This is a genomic window from Aliinostoc maniaoense (assembly GCF_058172895.1).
Map to the genome: position 1 here is coordinate 768,186 of NZ_CP187952.1, position 12,530 is coordinate 780,715.

The 12,530-nt window shown below is 44.3% G+C and carries 11 protein-coding genes; 3 read left to right on the forward strand and 8 right to left on the reverse strand.

All coding sequences use genetic code 11. The annotated features are described in order from the left end of the window. Window positions 1–25: 25 nt before the first annotated feature. From ACPZ3T_RS03450 to fbp, 5 genes are all read right to left on the reverse strand, one after another. Complete coding sequence (locus ACPZ3T_RS03450) at window positions 26–868, reverse strand: Rpn family recombination-promoting nuclease/putative transposase (protein WP_490273582.1); 843 nt, start codon at window positions 866–868, stop codon at window positions 26–28. 76 nt (window positions 869–944) lie between these two features. Further along, entirely contained in the window at window positions 945–2,324 is a 1,380-nt protein-coding gene (opcA, locus tag ACPZ3T_RS03455; RefSeq protein ID WP_490273583.1) for a glucose-6-phosphate dehydrogenase assembly protein OpcA, read from the reverse strand. A gap of 143 nt (window positions 2,325–2,467) precedes the next feature. Beyond that, the gene (gene zwf / locus ACPZ3T_RS03460) at window positions 2,468–3,997 is read right to left on the reverse strand and encodes a glucose-6-phosphate dehydrogenase (RefSeq protein ID WP_490277109.1); all 1,530 of its coding nucleotides are present in this window, start codon (window positions 3,995–3,997) and stop codon (window positions 2,468–2,470) included. Between the two features lie 216 nt (window positions 3,998–4,213). Continuing rightward, window positions 4,214–5,359: a transaldolase gene (gene tal / locus ACPZ3T_RS03465; RefSeq protein ID WP_490273584.1), complete on the reverse strand. Its 1,146-nt coding sequence runs from the start codon at window positions 5,357–5,359 to the stop codon at window positions 4,214–4,216. A gap of 316 nt (window positions 5,360–5,675) precedes the next feature. Further along, complete coding sequence (fbp, locus tag ACPZ3T_RS03470; protein ID WP_490273585.1) at window positions 5,676–6,725, reverse strand: class 1 fructose-bisphosphatase; 1,050 nt, start codon at window positions 6,723–6,725, stop codon at window positions 5,676–5,678. Between the two features lie 132 nt (window positions 6,726–6,857). Between fbp and ACPZ3T_RS03475 the strand changes: the two genes are divergently transcribed. Continuing rightward, a complete protein-coding gene (locus ACPZ3T_RS03475) occupies window positions 6,858–6,980 on the forward strand; it encodes a hypothetical protein (protein WP_490273586.1) in 123 nt (40 codons plus the stop codon). A gap of 354 nt (window positions 6,981–7,334) precedes the next feature. On the opposite strand, the gene rbp is transcribed toward ACPZ3T_RS03475, so the two are convergent. Further along, on the reverse strand, window positions 7,335–7,619 hold the full coding sequence (gene rbp, locus ACPZ3T_RS03480) for an RNA-binding regulator (protein WP_490273587.1): 285 nt from the start codon (window positions 7,617–7,619) through the stop codon (window positions 7,335–7,337). A 358-nt stretch (window positions 7,620–7,977) separates the two neighbouring features. After that, the gene (pgeF, locus tag ACPZ3T_RS03485; RefSeq protein ID WP_490273588.1) at window positions 7,978–8,748 is read right to left on the reverse strand and encodes a peptidoglycan editing factor PgeF; all 771 of its coding nucleotides are present in this window, start codon (window positions 8,746–8,748) and stop codon (window positions 7,978–7,980) included. Between the two features lie 68 nt (window positions 8,749–8,816). On the opposite strand from pgeF, the gene ACPZ3T_RS03490 reads away from it, so the two are divergent. Continuing rightward, window positions 8,817–9,794, forward strand: coding sequence for a biotin--[acetyl-CoA-carboxylase] ligase (locus ACPZ3T_RS03490; protein ID WP_490273589.1), 978 nt, complete (start codon window positions 8,817–8,819; stop codon window positions 9,792–9,794). A gap of 100 nt (window positions 9,795–9,894) precedes the next feature. Then, window positions 9,895–11,469 carry a M23 family metallopeptidase gene (locus ACPZ3T_RS03495; protein WP_490273590.1) on the forward strand — a complete coding sequence of 525 codons (1,575 nt, stop codon included), beginning with the start codon at window positions 9,895–9,897 and terminating at the stop codon, window positions 11,467–11,469. 172 nt (window positions 11,470–11,641) lie between these two features. On the opposite strand, the gene ACPZ3T_RS03500 is transcribed toward ACPZ3T_RS03495, so the two are convergent. Continuing rightward, window positions 11,642–12,307 (reverse strand): riboflavin synthase, encoded by a 666-nt coding sequence (locus ACPZ3T_RS03500; protein WP_490273591.1) that lies wholly within the window; start codon window positions 12,305–12,307, stop codon window positions 11,642–11,644. Between the last annotated feature and the right edge of the window lie 223 nt (window positions 12,308–12,530).

A 12,530-nucleotide genomic window follows, 5' to 3' on the forward strand; every position in this document is an offset into this window, starting at 1 on the left:
TGCTCTTATGCCCTTTAATGTACTATTATGAATCATGTGTTTCTAGCCAGGCTTGTAAATCAGCCACGTTAGTAAAGTCTAATAATGCTTCGCCCAGATTTTCTAATTGCTCTAGGGAGAGTTTTTCAATACCCTCAAGTAGTGCTGGGGGTACTTCTCCTACCCGTCTATTGAGTTGACGTAAAATTAGCGATCGCTCTCCCTCTTCTCGACCCTCTTCCTTAATTTCTCTGTAAACTCTCGTTTCCTTAAGTGTAATTCCTAACATTGATTCAACTTCCTTGCGATTTAAATTTTCAAACTTATACACCATAATTGTCATCACTAGTTCTATTATGGTGCTACTTACTGTTTCCGGCTGTTGAGTTGAGGTACGCTCAATTAAATATCTCGCTTCCTGTGGTGCTTGTTCTTCTTCTATCGTAGTTAATACCATCAACGCTACCCACACAGGTAATTGGCGAATATCACCTAATTCATCCAAATACACCCGATGCACTTGATCACTATGAATTAGGGCGCGATGGGGATAAATATTATTTTGTTCAATACTGCGTGACGGATAAATGATCACGGTTTGCCAATCATTAAACCTTTGGCGGTTGCGGTAGAAATATAAGAATGATTCCGCAAATACCCTTTCATAAAGCTGTTCATCTTTCTGGAATTGCACCTCGCAGAAATATACAACTCCCGGAATTTCATTTTCCGGTGGTAGAAATACCCCATCAATTTCAAATTTAGGTTCTTTGACAGCTACCGAGTCAAACTTATATTCACCCGCATTTATTGGCGGATTTGTCAATAGTTCAAATAGTAAATTTGGGGATTGTTGAAATAGTTTATAAAATATCGAGTCTCGCCGCATGAAAAGATTTTACCAATTTATTTTTCAGCATAGAATCCCAGTTTCTTCAAGAAACTGGGATTCTGAGGTCATCAAATTAACTCTTTGCGCCTAGCTTCAACACTTGCCCAATTACTGCGAGACTTTCTTCAAATAATGTCTCACGTCCCCAGCGTTGTACTTGTTGACTGAGTAACGCCTCTGCTTTTTGCTCAGATAAAGAACTTACCTGTTGGAATAAACCCGCAGATTGTGCGCCACCGTGCGTTTCCATCCGCATACAACCGCCAGTTTCAGAGCAAATGACAGTACCGCAGTCTGCTTGAGCGTTAGTTGAACTCAGACGCAGGGCAATCAAATCACCTACAATTTCACCCACATCTGCAACTGGAACTCCTGCTAATTCTGCTTCTATTTGTCGTTGGTTTTGACCAACAAAGCGAATGCGGGTAATGTCATAATCGCCACTTTCCTTTTGATAGGAGACTGGCTGCCATTGCAAGCGACTCGCTAACCAACCCAAAAATAATAAAGCTTGAGCAGGATTGCCTTTTTCATAATCCAGTGTCACGCGGTCAATTTCTCCCAAAGCGGCGCGACGGTGAGGAGGATCGTAAGCTTCGGCGGTTAACTCTTGCCATGCTGAGAGTCTACGCCAGTTCAAATCAGCTAAGGGTACACTGATTTCTACTAACTCTTGCAGGCTGAGTAAATCAGTATCTGGGTCATTAAAGTTGCAAGAATCAACAATAACGTTGTTGCAAACTGCTGACAAACGTTTAAACAAAGTGTTGTTGGGGTCTGGTGTCGCCTTCCACCACAGGAATTTAGGTAAGCCACCAATCAACAAGGCTGGAATCATCCCACCTATCCGTTCTAAAGCGGCAGCAGTGCCACTCAAAGTAATGTATTCACAGCAAATCAATGTGCTGGAAGATTGTTTTTGGATGGGACAGTAGGCTGATACTTGTGCCTTCACACCTTCATCTTCGCCAGCAATGGGACACAGGGCGATGATGCGGCAAGGGTTACGCAAGGCAATCTCGTCGGCAATTCTGGGGCTATTAGCACTGAAAGTATAGGCAGTAGAACCGTTGCCGCTTTCTCCTGTCGCTGCATTTCCTTGACGTTTCGCAAATTCTTCGCGGAGTTTAGCTAGGGTTTCAGGTGTGGCTGTGCCGGTTTCTGTTAGTCCATACTTAACTTGTACTCGGCGTAGAGCTGTATCTGTTTGAGGACCTAAAATCCCATCAATTGGCCCGTGATAAAATCCCAAAGCAGCTAACAGATATTGGGTTTCTTCTGGTTCGTACACTACTAAAGTGAAGGTAGTAGCGCGAGTAGCCGCAGGTAATGCACCATCTTCGCCGGTGATGCCGTAACTTTGCCAAATTTGATTTAATTCCCCTTCAATTTCGTTGAGCGAAATATCCTTGGGGGCTTGGAGTGAAAAAATAGTTGGGGCTTGGGAAGTCATAGTAGTTGTGATGTTGTCAGTGATCAGTTGCAATTGAGGGTATAGGGGAGGGTGTAAGGGTGTAGGGGTGTAGGGGTGTAGGGGAGAATTTTATCCCCATGCCCTATGCCCCATGCCCTATGCCCCATGCCCAATCCCCATTCCTACAGTCTGCGCCAGCGACGACCGTCTTGATTAATCAAAAGTTCTGCTTCTGCGGGTTCCCAAGTACCTGCTTCGTATTGGGGAACAACGGCGGGATCGGCGGGTGCATCCCACACGGACAGGGCGGGGGTGACTACTTGCCAAGCTGCTTCTACTTCGTCGGCACGGGTGAATAATGTTTGGTCGCCCATCATACAATCTAGGAATAGGCGATCGTAAGCATCGGAAGTAGCGGCAATTCCAAATGAACCATAGCTGAAGTCCATATCCACAGAACGGGTACGAAATTCTGCCCCTGGCATTTTGACATCAAAACGGAGAGAAATCCCTTCATTCGGTTGAATCCGCATTGCCAAAATATTGGCGTTTCGTTGTTGGGCGGCGGATTGGAACATCCGGGAAGGAACATCGCGGAAATGGATGGAAATCTCACTGACTTTTTTCGGCATCCGCTTGCCAGTCCGCAGATAGAAGGGGACACCTTGCCAACGCCAGTTATCTACCATGAACTTCATTGCTACATAGGTCGGGGTGGTGGAGTTGGGGTCAACTCCTGGTTCTGTCCGATACCCCGGTACTGGCTGTCCTTTCATCCAGCCTGCACTGTATTGCCCACGAATGGCTGAACGTGTCAGGTTATGGACATCAGCTAATCTTGTAGCTTGTAAAACTTTCACCTTTTCCGTGCGGATACTGTCAGCATCCATTGAGTTGGGTGCTTCCATTGCAGTGAGACAGTACAGCTGCATCAGGTGGTTTTGCAACATATCCCGCAGTGCGCCAGATTTTTCGTAGTAGCCTGCGCGGTCTTCTACACCTACGGTTTCTGCAACAGTAATTTGAACGTGGTCAACAAATTGACGATTCCACAGGGGTTCAAAAATCGCGTTGGCGAAACGGAATACCAACAGGTTTTGAACTGTTTCTTTCCCCAAGTAGTGGTCGATGCGATAAACTTGGTTTTCTTGGCAATATTTACGGACTACTTTGTTGAGGCTTTGAGCCGATGCTAAGTCCCGACCAAAGGGTTTTTCAATGACTAGACGATGTTTGTAGGGGTCGTCTAGCATTCCGGCTGTCCCTAGTTGTTTGATGGCTTCAGGGAAGAAGTTAGGTGCAACGGAGAGGTAAAACATTCTGTTACCTCTTGTACCCCGTTGCTGGTCTAATTCGCTTAAGAGATTTTTCAGCTTTTGGTAACTCTCAGGATTGTCTATGTCTCCAGGGCAGTAGAACAGACCTTGAGAGAAATCTTGCCAGAGTTCTTCAGGATCTACGCCGCCATGAGCCTCTTCCATCCCTTTCCGCATTTGTTCGCGGAAGTATTCATGACTCCACTCACGACGCGCCACACCGACAATCGTAGTTTCTGGGGGGATGCGTCTTTCCTTGCGTAATTTGTAAAGGGCAGGAACGAGTTTGCGCCAGGTTAAATCACCAGACGCGCCAAAGATGACGATGATTTGAGGTTCGGGCATCCCTTGTTGTTGTAGACCAACGCGCAAGGGATTTTCTAGGAGACTAACCATATCAGTTTTCGATTCTAGGTGAGGATTGGGGATTGGGGATTGGGGATTGGGGATTGGGGATTGGGGGGTATTGGGCATTGGGCATTGGGTATTGGGCATTGGGCATTGGACTCTGGGGAAAAACTCTCCCTTGTCTCCCCTGCTCCCTGCTCCCTCGCCTCCTCTGCGCCTCTGCTTTTTACCAGTCCCCAGTCCCTAGTCCCTAGTCCCCAGTCCCTATACTGGTGACAATAACTTGACTTTTCGCTCTAAAGAGTTCATTAGGGACTGGAACGGTTGGACAAATTTGTTAATGCCTTCGCTTAACAGTTCATCCATAACAGCATCGAGATTGATATTGATGTCAGGGTCTTTGAGGCTTTCTATGAGATGGTAAGCTTCATCTACTCCTGTTTCTAAACGATTGACAACATTACAGTGTTCAGCACAGGCAGTAATTGTCCCTGGTGGTAGGGTGTTGACGGTATCTGGGCCAATTAACTCATCAACGTACATGACATCGCTGTAGTTGGGGTCTTTGGTGCTGGTACTAGCCCACAATAATCTTTGCACTTTTGCACCTTTGGCGGCTAGGGCTTGCCAGCGATCGCTCTCAATAATTTTTTTGTACTCTTGATAAGCAATCTTTGCATTTGCGATCGCTACTTTACCTTTGACGGCTCTGAGTCTCGCTTCTAAATTAATATCATCAACACCGCGTTGTAGTTTGGCATCTATTTTGCTGTCCACATTACTATCAATGCGACTGAGGAAGAAACTAGCAACAGAGGCGATTTTACTAATATCTTTACCCTCTGCGACTCGTTTTTCTAGCCCCCGAATATATGCCCAAGCTGTGTTGATATAACTTTGAACAGAAAATAACAGGGTAATGTTAACATTAATACCCTCAGCTATTACCTGTTCTACGGCTGGCCACCCTGCTTCTGTCCCAGGGATTTTAATCATGATATTTTCCCGGCCAATTTCTTGGAAATAACGCCGAGCTTCATTGATTGTAGCTTGGGTATCATGGGCAATGGTGGGTGGGACTTCGATACTCACATAACCATCTTGTCCATTGGAGGCTTCATATACAGGGCGTAAGATATCACAAGCATTACGGATATCTGCAAACACTAAGGACTCATAGATTTTGTATGTGGGTAATTTGGCCTTAATGCCTGCCTCAATATCAGCATCATAAATTGCATTATCTGCGATCGCTTTTTCAAAAATAGCTGGATTGGAGGTAATGCCACAGATGCCTTGATTTTCCACAAGGTTTTGCAGTTCCCCTGATTGAATAATGTCACGGCTCAAATTATCCATCCAAATACTTTGGCCGTATTGTTTAATTTCTAGTAGATGATTAGTGGCCATAGTTATTATGTCACTCCATTAATGATGTTTCTAAGTGAATTTAACCAAACCCATCAAAGTTTTGACTTTAATGGGGACTTTTGCATTGTTGCTCTGTCAATCACTTATGACATCGGCCAGCTGAGATAATCTCTCAAGGTCATCCAAAAATTGTTACAGAAATTGCTGAGTAAGTGTTGAGTAACTCCTGAGTAAGTGCTGAGTGCTGTTAGCGGCAGTGCGGCGTTTAGCCGGTGCTGAGTCATCAATTCTTCAATTTTGAATTTTGTAGGCGTAAGCCTTCCCGAAGGGTATTTTGAATTTTGAATTGATTACTCTAATGTCCATTCTGAATAAACGACTCCACCTTGGCGACATCCTCTTTGCTACCAATAATTAATGGGGTGCGTTGATGCAGTTTTGTTGGCACTACGTCTAAGATGTCTACTAAGCCTGTAGTTGCACGACCACCAGCTTGTTCCATCACAAAGGCTAGAGGCGCAGTTTCATATAACAAGCGCAATTTTCCTTCTGGTTTTTGAATTGTACCTGGGTAAATAAATACACCACCTTGAACCAAAACTCTGTGGATATCACTTACCATTGCACCACTGTAGCGGGCTGTGTAACCTTCTGTGCGATGCACGTAACGGATATATTCCCGGTAGGATTCTTCCCATTGCCAAAAGTTACCTTCGTTAACGCTGTAAACAGCACCGTGATTAGGAATGCGGATGTTTTCTTCGGTGAGAATAAATTCTCCTAAGCTGGGGTCAAGGGTAAAGGAATGAACACCTGTGCCAATGGTGTAAACTAGCATGGTGCTTGGCCCATACAGGATGTAACCAGCAGCAATTTGTTTGCGTCCGTTGGTGAGGAGGTCTTTAGCTTGACCATCGATATCGTCTCCTTCTTGTTGACGAATCGAGAAGATAGAACCCAAACTCAAATTAATGTCGGTGTTGGATGAACCATCAATGGGGTCATAGAGTAGGGTATAACGACCGATGGGGCAGTTTTCGGGAATATAATAGGGTTCATCCATTTCTTCGGAAGCTAGGCGACACACTAAGCCACTTTGCTTAAACACGGAAATGAATACGTCATTAGCATAGACATCCATTTTTTTGACAGATTCGCCTTGGACGTTAACTTCTCCTGTAAATCCAAGAACGCCTTCCATTAAACCTGCACGGCTCATGTGACGGGAAATGAGTTTCCCAGCTAAAGCAATGCGGTTCATCAGCGCACTTAAGTCTTGTGCGTCTGGGGAAAAACTTTGTAACTGCTGTAGTACGTGCCGTGATAAGGTTGTACAATCACGATCTAAACTTTTGTCTGTAGCGTCTTTCCTAGACAAATCTAAAGGTTCTGAAGCTTTAGTCATTTTATCTACTTCCTAGCTAGTGCCTGTTTTTTGGGTAAGTCAGTTTAATTTGGGCAACTAATAGCTGCTGACTCTATCTTAGAAAGGTAATCTGATAACTTAGATGTGATTTTAGATAAACTAAAGGAATGAATGTTTCTGGCTGGTATGCTGGAAGCGATCGCTATTGCAGACCCATCAGTTGAACTGACGGTAACATCAATTTTTCCTACCAAAAAATCCGACGAGTTATTGAAGATTTTTAAACAAACATAACTAGTCGGATTAATATTCTATGTTTTGGGATGAATAGCTGATTATTGCTAGCAAATCATAACGTCATCACCTTGCTTTTCTCTAAGACTTTTGATACCGAGTAAGTTTCAACTTCCCCTAGGTTGCTGATCTTATCCAGATACATTCTGAGGGTTTAGGCTCACTTGTCATAAAGCTCACTCAAATTTTAGGGTAAAAGAAGATTTTTCCCTTTGTATCTGGGTGTTGAAAAATCATTTTTTCACAACAGATTTCAGGAAAATTCTCTTTCTACTCTTGATCATGAAAAGTAAACTTCATACTTAAGGTTGTTGCTTTATTACCAACAAAAGTGTTAGTATCATTCGCCTGCTGCTAAAAGTCTTGTCTCTTATTCCAACTACCTCGTCGGTCATCTTCTCGTGGTTTAGCTTTGTTGACTCTTAGTTGACGACCCATCCATTCTGCACCGTCTAGTTCAGTAATAGCGGCATCTTCTTGAGCATCTTCACTCATTTCAACAAAAGCAAAACCACGCATCCGACCGGTTTCACGGTCAGTAGGTAAAACAACTCTTTTGACTTCGCCGTAGTCTGCAAACACAGCTTTCAAGTCTGCTTCGGTAGCACGGTAAGAGAGATTTCCAACGTAGATAGTCATGTGGGATCAGGTAATTGTCAAAAACAAAGCGACTAGTTCAGCGATAAAACAGATTGCAAAACTTGCACAGTCTCTTTTAGGTCACAGATGGTCAATGTTGTAGGGCAGCAGTCATATTGCTAGCATTATCTTCAACTAATCCTTAACTGCGGCTGAACTGACGCATACGCTCATATGATAACTGATTGTGAGATTTTTCAAAGTGAGAGATTTTACAAACTATCAATAAATTCCGATTAGCAAGTCTTATATGTTTGATAGTTCAGGTAATTTTGTTGGCAGGAATACAATTTCATAGCAACAGATTCAAACCTGTCAACCCAGACCAAATCTGAATTTTTTCATTTTTAATTATTAATTACCAACTGACAATTCCTGACCACTGGACTTTTTTTTGTTGCTCACGGCGGTAGGAAAAGAAATAATCTGGAGTTTGGTAAGTACAATAAGGTGCGATCGCTATTTGTTCTAAATTAATTCCTAAATGTTCCAGTTGCAAAGCATTGATGCGGCGCACATCTAATCTGACTCTTCCTGGTTCTGGGTCAGCTAATAATGGTGAATTGGGTAACTCGTGTAAAGAATGAACAATCTTATGTTTGTCATCATGTGATATAATGCTGAGTCCAACTTCTGCTGCTACTTCTACAGAAACTTGGTAAACCTCTCCGGCAATGGCTGGCCCCATTGCAATTCGCAAGTCAGCTAAGTGACTACCTTGGGCTTGCATCCTGGCGATCGCAGTGGGGACAATTTTTTGAGCCGTACCCCGCCAACCTGCGTGTAATGCCGCTACCTGTCCAGTTTTAACATCCCCAATCAACACAGGGGTGCAGTCAGCACTTGCTACCCACACCGCTTGTAAAGGTTGCTCACTGATTAAACCATCAGCTAAAGCTAGAGCGTCTTCTTTCTCTAGGTTGCTGTCTACTTCTGTGGGAGTGAGAACTGTGTTGCCATGTACCTGTTTTAAGCGAAATGTTGATGCTTTTGAGTGTAGCACCTGTGTTAATTCCTGGGGCGATCGCGGCCAAAACTGCTGAGTAAAAAAGCCGTGTTGCCAATTTCCTAAGAGACTACAAGTTAGGTATGGTAGTCCCTCCCAATTCTGCCAATGCCAAGTGTGCATCTTGAACCAAACCTAAACAGAAACTTATCCGCCAATTAATGCTAACTTGAACAACGGAATTTGGGTGAATGGCTGTGGAATTTGATCAGCAAAAATTACTAGCTGCCCTCAGTGCAGGGCGAGAGTATGATTATTTACCGTTTTCTCTACATATTTTTAACAGTGTGAACTCAACCAACCTAACCCTATGGGAATTACTCAAACAAGGGGCAGGTGTAGGAACTGTAGTTATTGCCACACAACAAACATCTGGTAAGGGGCAATGGGGAAGGCAGTGGGTTTCCCCAACAGGAGGATTATATCTTTCTGTAGCGATCGCACCTAATTTAGCAGCTAACGCCAGCTACCAACTGACTTTAGCTACTGCCTGGGGCATTGCTGATCAGTTGCGTCAATGTGGTATTAGTGTAGGGATTAAATGGCCGAATGATTTAGTATTAGAGGGTCGTAAATTAGGTGGCATTTTAACAGAAACCAAAGTGAACCAAGGCAAAATCACACAAGCTGTGATTGGTGTTGGTGTTAACTGGTCAAATCCAGTGCCAGAAACAGGGATTAATTTACAGTCATGGTTGGAGAGCAGGGGAGGAGGGGGGCAGGGGGGCAGGGGTGCAGGGGAGGCAGGGGGAGACAAGGGAGACAAGGGAGACAAGGGAGACAAGGGAGACAAGGGAGACAAGGGAGAAATATTTAAGCCAATGCCCGATGCCCAATGCCCCATGCCCCATGCCCAATGCCCCATGCCCAATGCCCCATGCCCCATCCCCAATCTAGAAACCTTAACCTGTAAGGTTTTACTAGGAATAGAATCCGGTATGGCTTGCCTTTTAGAAGCAGGAGTAAGTGTACTTGTGTCTCGCTATGTAGAATTGTTGGTGAACATGGGCGATCGCATTTACGTCAACGATCTAGCAGGCAATGTTGTCGGCGTGACACCTCAAGGAAATTTACGAGTATCCTTAGAGACGGATTGCATAACTGATATAAAAACACCAGAAATTTCTGTAGAACCCGGTAAAATTAGTTTGGGTTATCGTAAGTCTTGAGGTTCGTATTCGGTTTGTTTATAATTTCGCTCTTTGGGCAAGACAAACCACTAGCATCATCTCTTTAGCTAAATAAGACACAACTCAACTGAGAGAAAAAATGACGCAGCGCAATAACTCTGCCCATAATCCGAAAAAACATCTAGCCTACACTCTACCAGCACAAGGTCTGTGTTGGTTAAGTAGCGTTAGCCTTCTTAGTGGGGGTTTGGTGTTTGCTCAAACAGAAACATCAATAGATAACATCGTTCCCACTATTGAAAATTCCCAACCGACACCAGCAACAAATTTTGTGAAAAAAGATGTCGTTGTGCCAAAGGCATCACAACCACAGCTGAAATTATCAGAACGGCAACGTCAACTGAGACAAAGATTAGCGCAACCAGAAGTTTCTCAGTCACCCAAGCCAATTAGAAAATCTCAACCAAAAATTGAGATTGAGCCGACTGAGCCAGTTGTAAGTAAGAAAAGATCACAGCCACAAGTAGAGACTTCCCAAGTTGCACCCAATCCAGACTCAAAAGTTAAACCGCAATTTGAAGTAACTACCCCGAAAGTTTCCTTACCTGATCAAAAACCAGCAGTTGCTCAACCATCAATAACTAATAAAAAACCAGTAGTTGCCGAGCCATCTAACCAACCCGATAAAAATCAAAGCATTACAGTTCGGCAACCAAAACAGGATTATAACAACGCTTATATTGACCCCCAAGATTACAGCACCAATAATGCTGGTACTTATCAAGCACCAAATTCTGTAATTCTCACAGAACGCTCTAGTGGTTGTCGCACCGTTTTGTCGGCTGGACAAGGGGTAGCTGGTAGCGGGTGCGCTCAAACACCATCTGTAGCTAATTCCAGTGGTAAATCATCCCCCACATGGTTGAAAAAAAGTCAAACTGCTCAGTTAGCTACGACATCACCAGTCCGTTCCGTAGCCAATACTAATAGCCAAAGCAGATGGCGTGGTTCTCAGGTGAGTGCTGGTAGCGTTAATAAAGGGTCTTTTCAAGCTAACCGATTTATCCCTAACCCCAGTGAGTTCGCTACTACTAAAGTAAGTGCTACTCCCATTGCCCCCAGTGCTGGTACATTACCCCCACCAATGGCAGAGGGGAACATTGCACCTCGTGTAAGTAATGTAAGTTATGATATCCCCTTAGCTTCAGTATTGCCCAAAATCCCCTACACAGGCACATTAGCCTACCGTGGTGGTAGTGGTATGGTGTATCCCTTAGCGATGGCTGCCCCAATTACATCTTTATTTGGCTGGCGGATTCATCCCATTACAGGCGATCGCCGTTTCCATGCTGGTACTGATTTAGGCGCGCCTCTAGGTACACCAATTTTAGCTGCTGCCAAAGGTCAAGTCACAACTGCTGATTGGGTAGGTGGTTACGGTTTAACCGTCATCCTCAACCACAGTTCTGCTCAACAGACACTGTATGGTCATATGTCAGAAATCTTGGTTCAACCAGGACAATGGGTAGAACCCGGAACTGTAATTGGGCGAGTAGGTAGCACTGGTAACTCCACAGGCCCCCACCTCCATTTTGAAGTCCGTCACCTGACACAAAACGGATGGGTAGCTGTTGACCCTGGTGTACAATTACAAGTAGCCTTGAGCCAGTTATTACAAGGCGTGCAGACAGCCCAGGCATTGAAGAAGGAGTAGGGACTGGGTAAGGGGCAGGGAGCAGGGGGCAGGGAGCAGGGGGCGGGGGAGACAAGGTAGACAAGGTAGACAAGGTAGATTATATCTTTCATGCCCTATGCCCTATGCCCTATGCCCTATGCCCTATGCCCTATGCCCTATGCCCTATGCCCCATTCCCCATTCCCCATTCCCTATAAATACCCGTGTTCTACTAAAAATGCGGGTGTAATAGAATCATCAGTGGTGCTGAGAGATTTTTTGCCAGGGTGAAGAAATTTTTCTACATATTTACCGAGAATGTCGCCTTCTAAGTTGACTAAACTACCAGACACGAGATAGCGGAGATTGGTGTCAGCGTAGGTAATCGGAATCACGGCGACGGTAAATTGAGATAATTCTGGTTCGTAAGCAGCTACCGTCAAACTAATGCCATTGACAGTGATACTTCCCTTGGGGACAATGTAACGAGCGATCGCTTCTGGTGCAGTGAAAGTCATTTCCCAAGAACTGGCAGTCTGTTGAGCATCTAGCAAGCTGCCTACACCGTCTACGTGACCCATAACAAAATGACCCCCTACTTTACCGCCAACGCGTAGTGAAGTTTCTAGGTTAACGTAGCTTTGTTGTGTTTGCTCATAGCCTAGAGTTGTGCGGCGCAAAGTTTCCGGGGAAGCTGAGGCAATGAATCCTGCTGGCAAAATTTCTTCTACTGTTAGGCAAACACCGTCTACAGCAACACTGTCACCGTAAGCCAGATCCTGCATAATTGATGATGAATGACTCACACAAGTAATTTGCCATGAATCACCCCCTAGGGGTTTGATTGTTCCTAATGCTTGAATTAATCCTGTAAACACGGTTCTTTTGCAAAACTAACTCTATTTATTGCCTAATTTGGCAGAAAATCCACTGGTAATTATCACAAGAATGTCGAACATCTGAGTATATTTTCTGACTGTTTTTATTATAAGGTAATTAACACAATGGCATCCTTCACAAGTCATACTTGGTTAAGAAGGTTATTGTCTACAAAGAACCTTTTAATTTACTCTGGTGTTCACAACCAGTTCGGAGTTTAAT